We start from the raw sequence: 15,625 nt of genomic DNA, 5'->3' as shown, positions 1-15,625 counted from the left end.
ATGAACACCACCGCAGATATTAAGGTCGGTCAGGTAGTCATATCCAAGGCGGGCAGAGACAAAGAAGGTTTCTTTGTGGTCTTGGAAGTGATTGACGACAGATATCTTCTTCTGGCAGACGGCAAGAGAAGAACGTTGGATAATCCCAAGCGGAAAAAGGCCATGCATTTGCAAAAAACCCATTCTCTTGTGGATCTGAAACCTGAGGATAGACCGTTAAACGATAGCTATATTCGTAAACAACTGTCTCGCTTCCAAGAGGCATAAGGAGGATGCAACCATGGCAAAAGAAGATGTCATTGAAGTGGAAGGCGTCGTAACTGATGCCCTGCCCAATACAAACTTTAAGGTTAAGTTAGAAAACGGACACGAAATTCTAGCTCATATCTCCGGTAAATTGCGCATGCACTACATTCGTATATTGCCCGGCGATCGGGTGACCGTCGAGCTGAGTCCTTATGACTTAACCCGCGGACGTATTACCTGGAGAAAGAAATAGTTTAGGAGGGGACGAAATGAAAGTAAGACCTTCAGTTAAGAAGATGTGTGATAAATGCAAAGTCATCAAGCGCAAAGGACGCGTCATGGTGATTTGCGAAAACCCGAAGCATAAACAAAGACAAGGATAGGGGGTGTTGGCATGGCAAGAATTGCTGGTATTGACTTACCTAGAGAAAAACGAGCTGAAATCGGGCTCACCTATATTTACGGCATCGGACGTTCCCGCGCCCAAGAAATCCTGACGAAAGCCGGCGTCGACTTCAACACGTATATTAAAGACTTAACCGAAGCGGAAATCGCCTCGATTCGTAAAGTCATCGACGAATACCATGTAGAAGGGGATTTACGACGCGAAATCGCAATGAACATTAAGCGTCTGCGCGAAATCAACTGCTACCGTGGCATTCGCCACAAGAGAGGCCTGCCCGTTCGCGGTCAAAAAACCAAGACCAATGCGAGAACGCGCAAAGGTCCGAAGAAGATTGTATCGAAGAAGAAGTAGGAGGGCTAAATGGCTAAACAAGGTAGAGCTACGCGCTCCAAAAAGAGAGTGCGCAAGAATATTGAAAAAGGACAAGCGCATATTGCTTCTTCCTTTAACAACACCATGGTGACCTTGACCGACATGAGCGGCAATGTCATCTCCTGGTCCAGTGCCGGTCAACTCGGCTTCAAAGGTTCCAGAAAATCCACGCCCTTTGCTGCACAAGAAGCTGCTCAAGAAGCGGCCACCAAGGCAAAGGAACACGGCTTAAAGAGCGTTGAAGTCTTCGTCAAGGGACCCGGCAGCGGTCGTGAAGCGGCCATCCGTTCCTTACAAGCATCCGGTTTGGAAGTTACCATGATTAAAGACGTAACCCCCATTCCTCACAACGGTTGCCGTCCGCCGAAACGTCGTAGAGTCTGATAGTTAAACAGCATACCATCTCACGAGAAAGTCTCTACAGATCCATTCCCAGGAGGGCGAAAATATGATTGAAATTGAAAAGCCTAGTATTGTAGTTGAACAAGTATCAAGCGACGGCAATAAGGGAAGATTTATCGTCGAGCCGTTGGAAAACGGCTACGGCATCACATTAGGCAACTCCCTTCGCAGAGTGCTGTTCTCCTCGCTTCCGGGTTGTGCTGTTTCCTTCGTCAACATTCGCGGCGTCGAACACGAATTCAGCGTCATCGACGGCGTATTAGAAGACGTTCCGGAGATTATCCTGAACATTAAAGGCATCGTGTTTAAAAGCGATCAAGACGAACCTGTGCGCCTTTCCGTTGAGAAAGTGGGCGCCGGGGAACTGGTCGCCGGAGACATTACCTTGCCGGCCGGTGTGGAAATCGTCAATCCCGAACACCACATCGCCACTTTAAACGACGATGCGAACTTTTATATGGAACTCGTCATCGAACGAGGCCGGGGCTACGAGCCGAGCGAACTGAAAAAAGACGAAATCACCGAGATCGGCGTTATCGCCGTGGATTCCAACTACACGCCTATTCGTATGGTGAATTGGAATGTAGAAAACACCCGTGTCGGTTTGCGTACCGATTACGATCGTTTGATCCTGGATGTGGAAACCGACGGTTCCATGACCGCCGACGAAGCCACGTCTCTGGCAGCCAAGATTCTCATGGAACACTTGGATCTGTTCGTCTCCATGACAGAAGAAGTCAACGACATGGACATTATGGTTGAAAAACCGGAAGGACAAAAGGAAAAAGTCCTTGAAATGACCGTGGAAGAGTTGGATCTGTCCGTTCGCAGCTTCAATTGTCTGAAACGCGCCGGCATCAACACCGTGAGCGAGCTCACGGACAAAACCGAAGACGAAATGATGAAAGTTAGAAATCTCGGAAAGAAGAGCCTGGAAGAAGTGCAAGAAAAACTGGACGAACTCGGACTCTCTCTCAGAGAAAACGAAGAATAAAGGAGGAACCATTGTGGCACAGCTCAGAAAATTAGGCCGCACGACGCCCCATAGACGGGCCATGTTAAGAAACTTAACAACCGATCTATTGCGCGAAGGCCGCATTGAAACCACAGTGACCCGTGCAAAAGAAACCAGACGCATGGCTGAAAAGATGATTACCCTCGGCAAACGAGGCGATCTTCACGCAAGACGTCAAGCACTGGCTTACATCTTCGACGAATCCGTTGTAACGAAAGTGTTCGAAGAAATTGCACCGGAATACGCCGACCGTCAAGGCGGTTATACGCGCATTCTGAAAAAAGGTCCCCGTCGTGGCGACGGCGCAGAAATGGCCATCATCGAATTAGTTTAATAGCCGGCATGTCCGGCTACATAGAGGCACTGCTTACGGGCGGTGTCTTTTTTTGTGCCCTCCTTTCAAATGTCGTGGAAAAATTTTTCAAAAAACCCCGATCTCATACTTCCAGGTGATGGATGCTTTACAAATATAGATTAGACTAAAGCTATCCGGAGAACCTGTCATCAGACGGTTGATGAAAAAAGAAAGGAGTCCTCTATGAACAAGAAATCCATAGCCCTTTTCATCCTGGCGGCTTTCGTCTGCATCCCGTTCGTTTCAACGACCGCATATGCCGGAGGAAATGGTATTATGCCCGACGGGGAAGAATATCTGCCCTTTATCGACGTGGACAAGGACAGCTGGTACGGCTTCTACCTTCAATGCGCTTATAACGAGGGCATTATAAACGGACGCACCGAAACCACCTTCGACCCCGAGGGCTACGTGACCATGGGGGAAGTGGCCACCATGGCGGCGAAACTGCACGATAGATTAATGCAACGATACACCGACTTTGAGGCGAACCGCACCGCGCCGTGGTACGGTCAATACCTGCGCTACTGTTACGAAAATGGAATTTACAGAAATCCAAAAGTTGCACAAGGACAAGTCAAACTCTATGCCTGCGAAAATTGGAACGCACCGGCGAAGCGAAGGGACGTGGCGGGCATGTTTGCCCACGTGGACCAGCGGCCGGGACGGGCGTTTTTAAATCCCGACGTGCCCTTAACGGACATTCCCGATGTGGACAGAAGCACGCCCCACCATCAAGAAATTTTGAAGATGTACCGCATGGGGGTTGCCGTAGGCGACGAGTGGATGCGCTTTAACCCCGACGGAAAGATTCAACGCAATGAAGCGGTGGCATTTGCCGCACGCCTCTTGTATGACGAAGCGAGAGTGGAATTACCGAAAGGATAAGAAGATCACCTGAAAGCAAGAAAAGATATGAAAGAAAAAGGAGGACAAGATGGGATTTGTTAAAGCATTTACCGGCGCTTTAGGCGGAAGCCTGGCTGATCAGTGGAAGGATTTTTACATGGTGCCGGAAGGCATTCCCGCCACGGCAGCTATTTTTGCAGCCAAGCCCAAGGGCAGCAACAACGGTCGCGGTGAAAACACCAAGGGCAACGACAATATTATTACTTCGGGCAGCAAGATCATCGTACCTGAAGGGACGGCCCTCATTACCATGGAAGACGGCGCCATCACCGGCATTGTGGCAGAGCCCGGCGGATTCATCTATCAAAGCGACGAGGCCAACGCCCAAAGCATCTTCACCACAGAAGATCCCGTGGGCAGCTTGATTCAGTCGACTTGGGAGAAGATTCAATTCGGCGGACAAGCCGGCGCCCAACAATTGGCCTTTTACGTCAATCTAAAGGAAATCCCCAACAATCGCTTCGGCACCCAAAGCGAAATCTACTGGGACGATGCCTTTTTCGGCACCCAAGTCGGCGCCGTGACCCGAGGTACTTATACCTTGAAGATTGTGGATCCCTTGCTCTTCGTGAAAAACTTCGTGCCGCAAAAATTCCTGACCCAAAACGCGCCGGTTTTCGACTTCGGCGATTTGGATAACGACGCGGCGGAACAGCTTTTCAACGAAGTGGTCGGTTCCCTTTCTGCCGCCTTCTCCAACTACACCAACGATCCCTCCAAAGGCAATCGCATGAGCCGCATTCAAGGGGATCAACTGGGCTTTGCCAAGAGCCTCACCGAGGCCGTGGAGGAAGGCTATCAGTGGAAGACGGAGCGCGGGCTTACCATCGTGAAGACCGCCATTCTCGCCATGGAATACGACGAGGATACGAAGGAAATGATGAAAGATGTAAAGCGTGCCGATGCCCTTTCCGGCGCCCGAGGCAATTCCTTTATGCAACAATCTGTGGCCCGCGGCATGCAGGCGGCGGGAGAAAACGGCGGCGGCGCCAACATGGCCTTTATGGGCATGGGCATGGGCGCGGCAGGGAATGTCATGGGCGCGACACAGCAGCCGGTGAATCAAGGGATGAACAATCAACAACAGGCGCCTGCATCACAGGAAGCGGACCCGACGGAAAAACTCATTCAAATGAAAAAATTACTGGACGCCGGCGTTATTACCGAAGACGAGTTTAACAAAATAAAATCTGAGCTTTTGGGACTTTAGAGGTGGATTATGGCTGATGAAAAGATGAATACCGCCGTCACAGAACAAGACAAAGCCAACGGCCAAATCAAATGCCCCAAGTGCGGCGCCACAGACATTCAGACCAACACGAAGACGGGAAAGCTGCGCTGCAATTTCTGTCGCCACGAATTTGAACTGATTCGAGCGGCCGACGATGCGGCCATCGAGACATTAAAGGGAAGCACCGTTCAAAGCGGCGCCGAGGACATCGACGTCGATGCCGAGGATGTCATCACCTTAAAATGCGAGAGCTGCGGTGCGGAGGTCGTCGTCGATACGGCCGCCTCTACCCAAGCCCGCTGCCACTGGTGCCGCAACACCCTTTCCATTAACAGCGTCATTCCAAACGGCGCCGTACCCGATGTGCTATTGCCCTTCAGCATTTCCAAAGAAGAGGCCCAAAAAGAAATCGAAACCTTCGTCGGCGAGCGAAGAAAATTCGCCCATCCCACATTCGCAAGGGAATTTACCACAGAAAATATTTGCGGCGTCTATTTGCCCTATATGCTGGTGGATGTAAACGGCCACATGAAGCTGTCTGGGGAAGGGGAAATTGAAACCAACAGCTATATGGTAAAAGACGACGACGGGGAGCACAGGGAATACGACGTGGACACCTACCATGTGGAACGAGACTTCGACATCGCCATCGACGACTTGGTCATCGAATCCAGCAGCGACAAGTTGGATTACCAATCCAAGACCAAGACCACCAATATTATTAATTCCATTTTGCCCTTCGACACGGAAAATTGCGTGGCCTACAATGCCAATTACCTGAAAGGCTATACCTCGGAAAAACGGGACACCAATAGGGGCGGGCTGAAAGAGGTCACCGACGTGCAAAGTGCCGATGTGGCGCGGCTGGCGATTTTAGACACGCTCAAGGATTACGATCGCGGCGTGTGCTGGAAGCAGGAAGACTTTACCGTCGTAGGCGACGCGTGGAAAGCGGCCTACTTGCCCGTGTGGCTTTACAGCTACATGCAGGTAAAGGGCAAGAAGCAGCTGCTCCACTACGTGGCGGTGAATGCCAGAACCAAAGAGACCATGGGGAGCGTCCCCATTAACTACAACAAGCTTTTCCTCGTATCTCTTCTCGTGGAGATCGCGAGCTTCTTCGCCGCCGTCGTCCTGCGAATTATTTTGGCACTGGATTTATTCGACGGCACGAAGATTCAAGAGGGCCGAGATATTTTCTGGCTCCTGCTTGTGGGCGGTTTTATCTACTTCTTCAGCATGGTAAAAAAATACAGAAATCAAGATGCCCGCCATACCTACGAATTCGAGACGAGGAGCGAAGTCTCCAATTTGGACTGTGTGGATGAGTACCTGCACTCGGAACACGGCGTGACCACGAGCCGCATTTCGAAGGAAAACTACATGGACTTAAAAGGCGACAACGTGAAGAAGATCATGAAAGGGGAGAAGAAAAAGAAGTAAATCCACCGGACGTTATGGAAAGAAAAACCGCCCGGGCCGAAAGGAGAAAATCATGAAAAAGACGGATCGCAGAAAATGGCTGTGGCTCTTGCCCTTGCTCCTCTTCAGCCTGGCCTTTAAGGCGCCGAAGGATGTGACGATTTTTATTAACGGCGAAATCATCTCCCCGGATCAACCGCCGGTAATTAAAAATTCCAGAACCTTCGTGCCTGTACGGGTCATCGCCGAAAATTTAGGGGCGCAGGTTTTTTATCTGAAAAATGAAAAAGCCGTCTCCATCGAAAAAGGCGACAAGCAGATCTATATTCCCATCGGAAAGAAAGAGATATGGATCAGTACGGCAGAGATGGCGGGGCCCGTACCCTTAGATTCGGCGGCCTTTATAAAAAACAATCGCACCATGCTTCCTCTCAGAGCCATTGCCGAAATCTTCGATATGAACGTGGAATGGGACGGCGCGGCGCGGGCGGTGCGGATCACCGCCGCCGATCAGTATTTAAAAGCCTATGTCAACGACGCCAATGCAGCGGATGAAGTAATCAGCCGACTGACAGCCATGGGACGCTTAGATAAAAGCTACTACGCCACGGACACCCGGCCGGAGCTTGCGGAATACAATCAACAGGAGATGGATGGCTTTCTCGTCACCCTGCGAAAAGATAATCCCGTAGATGACAACCTCACCGACCACGTCCGCCACATTTTTATTAACAAAACAGGTACCGCGATTTTAGAATACGATCCGCTGAGCAACGGATTTAAGCCCCTTCTCGGAGTGAATTGATCCTTGCGAAGAGTCCGCCGAGGCGGGCTCTTTTTTTTGCTCAAATTCCGCCAATAAAAAACCGCGGAGGATTTCCGCGGCGTCATTGTTCACTTTCTTCGATGACAAAACCTGTGATTCTCGCCTGAATGGCCAGCTGGGTGCGGCTGTTAAAGCCGGTCTTGTCCATTAAATGTTGAACGTGGGTCTTCACCGTGTTCAGGGAGATTTCTAATTTCGTCGCGATCTCCTCGTTGCCGGCACCGGTGGTCAAGAGGCGCAGCACCTGAATTTCTCGAGGCGTAAATTCCGTGGATTGGGCGAGGCCCAGCTGAATTACCGGTGTGGCTTCGGGATAAATGGATTCCCCGGCCAAGGTGAGGTCGATGACCTCGAGAATACTTGCCTCCGATGCTTCTTTGTACCAAAAACTGTCGATGCCGATGGCCTTCGCCCGCTCCATCCAGGAGACTTCCGGCATACTGGTGACGGCGACGATTTTTATGTCCGGCCTCAACCTTTTTATCTTTTCCGCCGCATCCAATCCGTTGGAGCCGTCTTGCATGAGAATGTCCATAATCACCAAATCCAAATTCCGATTCAGGACATAGGTGTCGGCAAACATGGCCGTGTCTACGGAATAAACCACCTCGTAACCGGGGTGGTTGTCCAGAATAAGGCGGAACAGTTCACGGGAGACAAATTGATCGTCGACGATCATAAATTTATAAGTCACGAAAACCTCCTTTGCTCCAGGATAAATCCAATTGAAAGAGCGACTCTCTGCGTACGGCCAGGGTGCCGTCGTAATAAGCCAAGCGTTGGCGCATATTTTTCAATCCGCCTTTTTCCTCCACCGGGCCCGTGGGCAAGTTGCCGTCGTTTTTAATGGTGCAGGAAAATGTGGGGCCGCGATCTTTTAAGGTGATCCAAATCTTTTTGGCGTGGCCGTGGCGAACGGCGTTGTTCAACGCCTCGTGGACCAAGTCCACCAAGAGGGCCTGATCTTCCTCCGACGCGGGCACGTCGCCTTCGACCATGACATCCACGCCGATGGCCTTCGCCGTCGAAATAAACTTGTCCCAAGCCGAGGCCGCTTTCGGCGCCTCATCTTCTTCGTCGAAAAGAATCAAACATTCCCGCCACAGGGTCTCCAGTCGGCGGCGATCCTCAGGCGTCTTCTCCGACTTTTCCAAATAGCGTCTGAAATAAACCAGGGCCTGACCTAAGCGGTCGTGGATTTTTATCTTGGCCTGTAAAATTTCCTTCTGCCGCGTGTATTCGCCGATTTTTTCTTGATACGCCTTTAATTCGGCATTCATCCGCTGATTGGCCCGGGTCATTTTCTCGATTTCCTCATAGAGCGCCCATTCCAGGGTTATGTCGTAGGCCAGGGTTTCCTTCACCAAGCCGTGGTGGATGATTTTAATCTGCCACACCTTGGAATTGCTTGCGATAATTAAAGGCTCCCGCTGCAAAATTTTTGTCCGCGGACGAATGCGATTGGCTTCGATGTCCCGCGCGCAGAGCAAGTCGTTGACGAGCTTTTTGCCGAAGACTTGGTAGCTGATTTCCTGCATTTGGCGATTCACTAAAAGGGGCGTGCCGTCGAGCTTTGAAAAACAAATGCCGTCGGGGAGATTGTCCACGCTTTCTTTCACGGAGTTTTCTCCCAGCTGTTCCTTTTTCAGTTTGGAAAGCTTGCGGGCCAGGACGCCTTCTAAGAAGAGCAAAACCAGGAGATAGGCGATGAAGGCGAGAAGGGGCGTGTGTAAAAAATAATCGGCTAAGTGGTAATGCCCGGTGCCTAGCTCCGCCACCACTTGGGCGGGAAGAAGTGCCGCCAAGACCAAGAGGGCGCTTGTGAAAAAGAGAGGCGATAGTCGCAAGGCAAGGGCCGCATCCACGGATAGATCCAGTGCCATGATAAGGATGGCGAGGCTTGCAATAAATAAAATAGCGAGCGCCGCTGTAGATAGATTCATCATCGTGGGTCACCGCCTTTTTTTACGGAAAAGCGCAGGAGAGAGAGCCCTTCCTTAAATTCCTCCGCAAAGGAGACACCTTCGGAGGGGAGCACCGCTCGGATTTTTCTTTCCGGGGAGATTTGTTTTTCGCTTTCCACGTAGATCGAGAGCAAAAGCGATTCATCCTTTTCCTGAAAATGAATGAAAATCGCCTTAAGACAATGGAGATAAGCCTCTAAGATCATTTGAAACGCGGCGTAAAGGCTCAGGCCCGCTGCGGCATCCACAGCGCCGGTCACGTCCCAGGTATTGGAGGTGACCACGCCTTTTAATCGCAGGTAGTCTAAGGATTCGTCGAAGGCCAAACGCATTTCCGCCAGGGAAAGATCCGCTCTGTTTCTGGCAAGCAAAAATAAATTGGAGAAGCGCTTAATGTACACATTTAAGAGGCAGGCGTCCTTGAGGTCGTCTTCGTAAGCATCTTCCGCCTCGGGCAGATGGGCCATAATGACTTTCAACTGAGCGAATTGGGGCTTGAGCTTTTCCTGAATGGCGTCGCGAATGTCCCGCTGCTCTTTAACCATGGCCATTTCTTCCTTCAGTTTATTGTTGGCCAGAAGCAATTCATTTTCGTTGAGCATTTCCTCGTTGACGGAGAGAAGTTGCGCTTTCAGGCGATTAAAATCCGTAAGGTCCACGAACCAAAAACAGCTGCCGCCGCCAATGGGCGAGCTTTCGAGAAGGGTGTTTTCGTCCACGGCAATGGCGCGGTTTTCCGCTTCTCTTACTGCATCGGTGCTGACCTCCGGCCCCTTGTTGGGTTTCACGACGATTTGTCCCTTTAAATCCATCATGCCCATATTCAAGGAAGACAAGCTTAAAAAAGTGTCGTAGCCTCGATTGGAGGCGATGAGCCGCGTAAAAACCAAAGACTCGATAAAGAGAATGACCGTAAGGCTGTTAAACTCTGCGCTTTGAAAGGCGATTTTTACATAGTGAAAAGGCGGCCAGTCTACGATGTAGAGCACGGTGTAGACAAAGCACAGGGCCAAAACCCCTACCGGGGCGGCGATGGATTTCAGCCGCTTTTGTGCCAAGGACCGCTTCGATGTAATAATCAGGGTCAAGGCGGCGAGAAGAAGGATGTAGCCGTTGGTCATAAGGTAGACGGGGCCGTACTGCTTAAAGCCCGAGGCGTGGGCGTAGGGCACGAAAACGAGGCCGTGGAAGTCGTTGGTTAAAATCAAGAGAATCAAGGTGGCGGTGGGAATCCAAAAAAGATTCCAACGCTTGTCGATGGGCTCGCGCTCCGATTTGCCTACGTAGAGGGACGTAAAAAAGACCAAGTGGACCGTGGTGAGAATGAAAAAATAATATATGTAGCGAATCCAACGAACGGCGGTGGCGGAAGCGATGAGGATTTCGTATTTTACCGTACGGGTGGCCAAGTAGCCGACAAGCAAAAGGGCGATGAATTTAAATCGCCGGGCTACATCGGCGCGGAGCACGCGGTTTTCCATGTTTTTCGCCCAGAGAAGAAAGACCAGGGCGTAGAGAAAAAACACCAAAGTCTTTCCCGTAAAAGGCAAGGTGCCTCGGGCTTCCATGATCTGAATGGCGGCGGCCATGGCAATAAAAAGAATCGAGAAGATGTAGGTGGTAATCTCTTTTCGATACATAATGACCTCCTTCACACCGGTCGTTCGTGCCGTCATCCCGTTAATCCATCTATTATTGATTATTATATCAAGAAAAATCGGTGCATGTTTTTAATTTTCGTAACAAATGGAAGGTCGGTATTGTCGGCATGCCTATTGGATCGGGATTTCGTCAAACGAAATGAATAATTTCGCTTTTATGAATAGACAAGGAAAGGGAAAATCGTTACACTGTGTTTAAAAGATAAAAGATAAATACTATCATTAACGAAAGGAGATCTATTTGAACACCTATCGAAAATTATTTTCTTACATACCGGAGAAGCGAAGCAACGGCTTTTTGTCGGCATTTTTTTCTATAGCCGCCGTCTGCTGTCATTTGTTCGGCTATTATTGTTTGTGGCTCGCCCTAAAGGCCATTTTTATTGAACAGGATTTTGGTGCGGGCAGCGACTATGCCCTCCGCGTGGTGGCGGCATTTATCGCCTACGGAATTCTTTATTTCCTCGGCACATGGATGAGCCACTTGGCGGCCTTTCGCTTGGAAACCCGCCTGAGGGAAAAGGGCATCGATCATCTCTTGACGGCGTCCAATACTTTTTACGACAAAAACCAATCGGGTCGCGTGCGCAAAATCATCGACGACAATGTGGAGCAGACCCACATGGCCGTGGCCCACTTGATTCCCGATCAAACCGTGGCCATTTTAACGCCGATCCTGATGTTTGTCGTCATCGGCCTGGTGGATTTGCGGCTAGCGGCCTTTTTCGGCGTCATCGTCCTCTTGTCGGGCTTCCTCTGCTTCAAAATGATGGGGGAAAAAGAATTTATGAGCGCCTACATGGAGCAGCTGGATCTGTTAAATGCCGAAGCCGTGGAATACGTGCGGGGCATGCAGGTGGTGAAGCTTTTTGCCGCGCCCATTGTGAGCTTTAAGCGCCTATACAGCACCATCAACGATTACGCCGACATGGCTTACAACTACTCCATGTCCTGTCGCATTCCATATGTCACCTTTCAGTGGCTGTTAAATTTATTTATCGTCGCACCCGTTTTCTACGCCGTCTACCGCGTAGGCGCAGGAGACGACGGCGGCCTGTGGGCGGCAAAGACCTTGTTCTTCGCGCTGTTTATGGGCATGTTCTTTGCCAACATTATGAAAATTATGTACGTGTCCATGTATCACGTGCAGGCCAATCGCGCCGTGGATACTGTGGAAGCCCTGTTTAAAGAGATGGACGAAAAGAAAATGGTCTTCGGAAAGGAAAAGGACTTCGGCGATAGCTCCATTACCTTCAGCCATGTGGACTTTTCTTACGACGAGGACGAAAAAATTCTCTCCGACTTTTCCCTCCACTTGGATGCGGGAAAAATCTACGCCTTCGTCGGCCCATCCGGCGGCGGCAAGTCCACCATCGCCAAGCTCGTCTCCGGGCTCTATCCGGTAAATAAAGGCGACGTGATGATCGGCGAGAAGCCCATGCCCGCCTACGACAAAGATGGGATCATGGAAACGGTGGGCATGGTGTTTCAACAGGCGAAACTTTTTGAGGGCCTCACTATTTACGACAATGTCCAGCTGGCGGATTCCGAGGCAAACCAAGAGGAAGTGCATCGCGCACTGGCTCTGGCTCGCTGCGAAGAGTTTAAGGAGAAATTTCCCGCAGGCTACGACACCGTAATCGGCGCCGAGGGCGTGAAGCTTTCAGGCGGCGAGTGCCAACGGGTCGCCATCGCCCGATTGTTTTTAAAAGATCCGAAAATCCTCATTTTGGATGAAGCCTCTGCGGCGGCGGATCCTGAAAACGAATACGAGATTCAAAAGGCCTTTTCGAACCTAATGAAGGGCCGCACCACCATCATGATCGCCCATCGCATGAGCAGCATTCGCGGCGTGGACGAGATTCTCTTTATCGAAGGAGGAAAGATCATCGAACGAGGCAATCACGACGCCCTCATGAAAGAGGACGGACGCTACGCCCGCTTCGTCAGCTTGTATCACGAGGCCAATGAATGGAGGATCGACGGATGAAAGAGTATTTACGAAAAACCTACGCCCTCACGGAACGGGGAGCCGACGGCCTGTGGCGAGCGACGGTTTACGGCTTTTTAAAAAACATCACCTACATGCTCCCCATGTTTCTCTTAATGTATGCCACCAACGGCCTCTTGGGCTTCGGAAGCTTCAACATGGCTTACGGCGCCCTCGGCTTTGCGCTTATCGGCGTGGTCATGTTTTTGGTCATAAACAAGGAGTACCACACCACTTTTAACGAAACCTACAAGGAATCGGCGAATCTGCGCATGGAGATCGTCGAGGGAATCCGGCAATTGCCCCTGTCGTCCTTTAACAAAAAGGACTTAACGGATGTGTCCCAAACCATGATGAAAGACGTGGAGACCATCGAGCACGCCCTGTCCCACTCCGTGCCCACCTACTACGCCTTTCTCGCCACGGTGATCGTCATCGGCATCATGCTTCTTATCGGCCAACCCCTTCTGGGGCTCGCCGTTTTGGTGCCCATTGTGCTCAGCATTTTTCTCGCCCATTTGTCCCAGCAAATGCAGGCAAAGGTCTCGAAGAAGTATTTTCTCAGGCAGCGGAAAATGGCGAAAGCCTTTCAAGAGCTCATCGATATGCACGAGGAAATTCAGTCCTACCATTTAAGCGAGACGAAAAAAAGCGAGGCGAAGCGACTGGCGCGGCGAAACGAAGCCGTGCATATTCGAACGGAACTGGGCCAGGCCCTGCCCGTCACCTTTTCCGGCGCAGTCAGCTTCTTGTCTCTGGGCTTTGCCATGGTGGTGGGCACCCGCCTGCTGCAAAGCGGCACCATCAACGTGCTCTACTTTGCCGGCTATGTCTTTGCGGCGGCCCGCCTCATTGACGCCACCACCGCCTTCACGATGGCCCACGCAGAAATCGCCTACATTTCGAGCAGCGTCGATAAAATCAAAAGCTTGGTGGACGCACCGAAGCAAACCGGAAGCCCGACGGCCCTTGAGCATTTCGACATCGCCGGAGATCATGTGGACTTCTCCTACGACAAGAAAAAGAAAGTCATCGACGCCATCTCCTTTGAAGCGAAGCAAAACACGGTAACGGCATTGGTGGGCCCTTCGGGCTGCGGCAAATCCACCTTGCTTCGCCTGGTGAGCCGCCTCTACGATTACGACGCCGGTCATATGACCGTGGACGGTAAAGAGCTTTCATCCATTGAAACGGAGGATCTGTTTAAGCACGTGTCCATGGTTTTTCAAGACGTACTCCTCTTTAACGGCTCCGTCTTCGATAACATTCGCATCGGAAAATACGACGCCACGGAAGAAGAGGTCTACGAAGCGGCGAAGCAGGCGGGCTGCGACGATTTCGTGAAGCAATTGCCCCAAGGTTACGACACAATCATCGGCGAAAACGGCTCCCGCCTTTCCGGCGGCCAGCGGCAGCGGATTTCCATCGCCCGCGCCTTTTTGAAAGATGCACAGATCATTCTTTTAGATGAAATCGCCGCGTCCTTGGATGTGGAAAACGAAAAGTACATTCAGGAATCTTTGAATCGGCTGATAAAAAACAAAACGGTGATGATTATTTCCCACCGCATGAAATCCATCGAAGGGGTTGATCAGATCATCGTGATGAAAGAGGGAAAAATCGAAGCCTGCGGAGGCCACGAGGCCCTTTTGAAAGAAAGCCCCACCTACCGCACCATGATCGAAAGCTTCGAGCGCTCCGATGCCTATGTCTATTAGGAGAAAGCCATGACAAATTTAGAAGATTGGGTTGACGGCGTTGAGTCTTGGGGCTTTCGCGTCGTCGATTACGACGAGGACACCATGTATTTTGAAGGCATTGAAAGGGACGAGGACACCATGGTCACCTATCGCATCGCGCCGGGCGTCTTCGTCGCCTACATCAATATAAAAAGCTGCTACCACTCGGAAAATGCCGTCCACAGCGGCAGGCGGGGCTATCGCATAGCCTATTGCCTCAACGGCAATTACTACACCCACATTAACGACAGCAAGGTCTTAATCACATCGAGCGAAGTTTTTGTCGGCAAAGCCATCCCCGAATCGAAGGCCTCCTACGGAACCCAAGAGGGCATCGTCGCCTTTAACATGATGGTGGCTCCCGATGAAATCGAGGGACGCACGTTTTTGGCGGATCTGTCCCGAGAGTTTGTCGATGCGGTAAAAGAGATCAAAGACATAGGCTTTACGGTGAAGCGAAAAGATGCCCTGGACGAAGCCCGCGGCTTAATCGAAGCCTTGGCAAAAGCCGATCGCGCAGGCATCGGCCTGATGGCCTTCAGGCTGCTCGCCACCATTTCCAAGGAGCAGGTGAGCGCCAATCGCAAGCGCTATTTCCAAGAGACGGAAGATGAATTCGTGGCGGAAATGGAGCAGTATTTACGGGAAAATTTAAAGGAGCCCATAACTTTAGAACAGATGGAAGAAACCTTCGGTTGCTCCAAATCCACGATCATTAATAAATTCATCCACACCTGCCAATACACCCCCATGAAATACTTGGCCAATTTGCGCATGATGGAAGCGGAGCGGCAATTAATCGACACCAATGCTTCCATGACCTACATCGCCGAGTCCGTGGGCTACGACAACCCGTCGAATTTCTCCCGGGCCTTTAAGCAGTTTACGGGCTTGTCTCCGTCGGCCTACAGAAAATGCTTCGGCCAATCGAAAAATGATAAATAAAAAAGCAAAGCCAACGTATAGAATGATAGAGTGACCCCATAAAGTATTCCACATTCGAGTGCGAATTTCCCATTGACGAATCTGCAATAAATATATAAAATAAAAAACACAATTGTTCAATAAAGGAAGAATTATGAACCAG

General features: G+C 50.7%; 17 protein-coding genes. 14 read left to right on the top strand and 3 right to left on the bottom strand.

The genetic code is table 11. The features are described 5' to 3' along the window. From KO087_RS01345 to KO087_RS01295, 11 genes are all read left to right on the top strand, one after another. Positions 1-267: a KOW domain-containing RNA-binding protein gene (locus KO087_RS01345; protein ID WP_215506942.1), complete on the top strand. Its 267-nt coding sequence runs from the start codon at positions 1-3 to the stop codon at positions 265-267. A 13-nt stretch (positions 268-280) separates the two neighbouring features. After that, positions 281-499: a translation initiation factor IF-1 gene (gene infA / locus KO087_RS01340; RefSeq protein ID WP_068368873.1), complete on the top strand. Its 219-nt coding sequence runs from the start codon at positions 281-283 to the stop codon at positions 497-499. A gap of 16 nt (positions 500-515) precedes the next feature. Next, on the top strand, positions 516-629 hold the full coding sequence (rpmJ, locus tag KO087_RS01335; RefSeq protein ID WP_007556223.1) for a 50S ribosomal protein L36: 114 nt from the start codon (positions 516-518) through the stop codon (positions 627-629). Between the two features lie 11 nt (positions 630-640). Further along, on the top strand, positions 641-1,003 hold the full coding sequence (rpsM, locus tag KO087_RS01330; RefSeq protein ID WP_108832117.1) for a 30S ribosomal protein S13: 363 nt from the start codon (positions 641-643) through the stop codon (positions 1,001-1,003). Between the two features lie 9 nt (positions 1,004-1,012). Continuing rightward, entirely contained in the window at positions 1,013-1,408 is a 396-nt protein-coding gene (rpsK, locus tag KO087_RS01325) for a 30S ribosomal protein S11 (protein WP_108832118.1), read from the top strand. 64 nt (positions 1,409-1,472) lie between these two features. Then, the gene (locus KO087_RS01320) at positions 1,473-2,420 is read left to right on the top strand and encodes a DNA-directed RNA polymerase subunit alpha (protein WP_108832119.1); all 948 of its coding nucleotides are present in this window, start codon (positions 1,473-1,475) and stop codon (positions 2,418-2,420) included. A 13-nt stretch (positions 2,421-2,433) separates the two neighbouring features. Further along, a complete protein-coding gene (gene rplQ, locus KO087_RS01315; RefSeq protein ID WP_215506939.1) occupies positions 2,434-2,775 on the top strand; it encodes a 50S ribosomal protein L17 in 342 nt (113 codons plus the stop codon). A gap of 204 nt (positions 2,776-2,979) precedes the next feature. Beyond that, positions 2,980-3,684: an S-layer homology domain-containing protein gene (locus tag KO087_RS01310; RefSeq protein ID WP_215506937.1), complete on the top strand. Its 705-nt coding sequence runs from the start codon at positions 2,980-2,982 to the stop codon at positions 3,682-3,684. A 49-nt stretch (positions 3,685-3,733) separates the two neighbouring features. After that, entirely contained in the window at positions 3,734-4,915 is a 1,182-nt protein-coding gene (locus KO087_RS01305; protein WP_215506935.1) for an SHOCT domain-containing protein, read from the top strand. Positions 4,916-4,924: 9 nt separating this feature from the next. Beyond that, complete coding sequence (locus KO087_RS01300; protein WP_215506933.1) at positions 4,925-6,379, top strand: PDDEXK family nuclease; 1,455 nt, start codon at positions 4,925-4,927, stop codon at positions 6,377-6,379. A 52-nt stretch (positions 6,380-6,431) separates the two neighbouring features. Continuing rightward, positions 6,432-7,163, top strand: a complete 732-nt coding sequence (locus KO087_RS01295; RefSeq protein WP_215506930.1) for a copper amine oxidase N-terminal domain-containing protein — start codon at positions 6,432-6,434, stop codon at positions 7,161-7,163. Between the two features lie 82 nt (positions 7,164-7,245). Here the strand turns inward: KO087_RS01295 and KO087_RS01290 are convergent, their stop codons facing one another. Genes KO087_RS01290 through KO087_RS01280 form a run of 3 tightly spaced genes read right to left on the bottom strand, consistent with a single transcriptional unit; the run spans position 7,246 to position 10,788 of the window. Next, the gene (locus tag KO087_RS01290) at positions 7,246-7,878 is read right to left on the bottom strand and encodes a response regulator transcription factor (RefSeq protein WP_215506928.1); all 633 of its coding nucleotides are present in this window, start codon (positions 7,876-7,878) and stop codon (positions 7,246-7,248) included. Beyond that, positions 7,868-9,130 (bottom strand): sensor histidine kinase, encoded by a 1,263-nt coding sequence (locus KO087_RS01285; RefSeq protein ID WP_215506926.1) that lies wholly within the window; start codon positions 9,128-9,130, stop codon positions 7,868-7,870. The genes KO087_RS01290 and KO087_RS01285 overlap by 11 nt, the downstream gene beginning before the upstream one ends. Beyond that, positions 9,127-10,788 carry a histidine kinase N-terminal 7TM domain-containing protein gene (locus tag KO087_RS01280; RefSeq protein WP_251374889.1) on the bottom strand — a complete coding sequence of 554 codons (1,662 nt, stop codon included), beginning with the start codon at positions 10,786-10,788 and terminating at the stop codon, positions 9,127-9,129. Before KO087_RS01280 ends, KO087_RS01285 begins: the two co-directional genes overlap by 4 nt. 262 nt (positions 10,789-11,050) lie before the next feature. Between KO087_RS01280 and KO087_RS01275 the strand changes: the two genes are divergently transcribed. Genes KO087_RS01275 through KO087_RS01265 form a run of 3 tightly spaced genes read left to right on the top strand, consistent with a single transcriptional unit; the run spans position 11,051 to position 15,483 of the window. Beyond that, positions 11,051-12,799 carry an ABC transporter ATP-binding protein gene (locus tag KO087_RS01275; RefSeq protein WP_215506924.1) on the top strand — a complete coding sequence of 583 codons (1,749 nt, stop codon included), beginning with the start codon at positions 11,051-11,053 and terminating at the stop codon, positions 12,797-12,799. Continuing rightward, complete coding sequence (locus KO087_RS01270; protein WP_215506922.1) at positions 12,796-14,517, top strand: ABC transporter ATP-binding protein; 1,722 nt, start codon at positions 12,796-12,798, stop codon at positions 14,515-14,517. The genes KO087_RS01275 and KO087_RS01270 overlap by 4 nt, the downstream gene beginning before the upstream one ends. A gap of 9 nt (positions 14,518-14,526) precedes the next feature. Beyond that, positions 14,527-15,483 (top strand): helix-turn-helix domain-containing protein, encoded by a 957-nt coding sequence (locus KO087_RS01265; protein WP_215506920.1) that lies wholly within the window; start codon positions 14,527-14,529, stop codon positions 15,481-15,483. Positions 15,484-15,625: the final 142 nt, after the last annotated feature.

The sequence above is a fragment of the Peptoniphilus rachelemmaiella genome, from assembly GCF_943169845.1.
GTDB classification, from domain to species: Bacteria; Bacillota; Clostridia; order Tissierellales; family Peptoniphilaceae; genus Aedoeadaptatus; species Aedoeadaptatus rachelemmaiella.
Note: the sequence above shows the minus strand (reverse complement) of the source record. Positions and strands in the feature narration are given on the sequence as shown.

Excerpts from the sequence above, each read along its gene's own strand:
- rpsM (WP_108832117.1), top strand. The coding sequence starts at position 641 with ATGGCAAGAATTGCTGGTATTGACTTACCTAGAGAAAAACGAGCTGAA.
- KO087_RS01345 (WP_215506942.1), top strand. The coding sequence starts at position 1 with ATGAACACCACCGCAGATATTAAGGTCGGTCAGGTAGTCATATCCAAG.
- rpmJ (WP_007556223.1), top strand. The coding sequence starts at position 516 with ATGAAAGTAAGACCTTCAGTTAAGAAGATGTGTGATAAATGCAAAGTC.
- KO087_RS01320 (WP_108832119.1), top strand. The coding sequence starts at position 1,473 with ATGATTGAAATTGAAAAGCCTAGTATTGTAGTTGAACAAGTATCAAGC.
- KO087_RS01295 (WP_215506930.1), top strand. The coding sequence starts at position 6,432 with ATGAAAAAGACGGATCGCAGAAAATGGCTGTGGCTCTTGCCCTTGCTC.
- KO087_RS01280 (WP_251374889.1), bottom strand. The coding sequence starts at position 10,788 with ATGTATCGAAAAGAGATTACCACCTACATCTTCTCGATTCTTTTTATT.
- infA (WP_068368873.1), top strand. The coding sequence starts at position 281 with ATGGCAAAAGAAGATGTCATTGAAGTGGAAGGCGTCGTAACTGATGCC.
- rpsK (WP_108832118.1), top strand. The coding sequence starts at position 1,013 with ATGGCTAAACAAGGTAGAGCTACGCGCTCCAAAAAGAGAGTGCGCAAG.
- KO087_RS01305 (WP_215506935.1), top strand. The coding sequence starts at position 3,734 with ATGGGATTTGTTAAAGCATTTACCGGCGCTTTAGGCGGAAGCCTGGCT.
- KO087_RS01265 (WP_215506920.1), top strand. The coding sequence starts at position 14,527 with ATGACAAATTTAGAAGATTGGGTTGACGGCGTTGAGTCTTGGGGCTTT.
- KO087_RS01270 (WP_215506922.1), top strand. The coding sequence starts at position 12,796 with ATGAAAGAGTATTTACGAAAAACCTACGCCCTCACGGAACGGGGAGCC.
- KO087_RS01285 (WP_215506926.1), bottom strand. The coding sequence starts at position 9,130 with ATGATGAATCTATCTACAGCGGCGCTCGCTATTTTATTTATTGCAAGC.
- KO087_RS01310 (WP_215506937.1), top strand. The coding sequence starts at position 2,980 with ATGAACAAGAAATCCATAGCCCTTTTCATCCTGGCGGCTTTCGTCTGC.
- KO087_RS01300 (WP_215506933.1), top strand. The coding sequence starts at position 4,925 with ATGGCTGATGAAAAGATGAATACCGCCGTCACAGAACAAGACAAAGCC.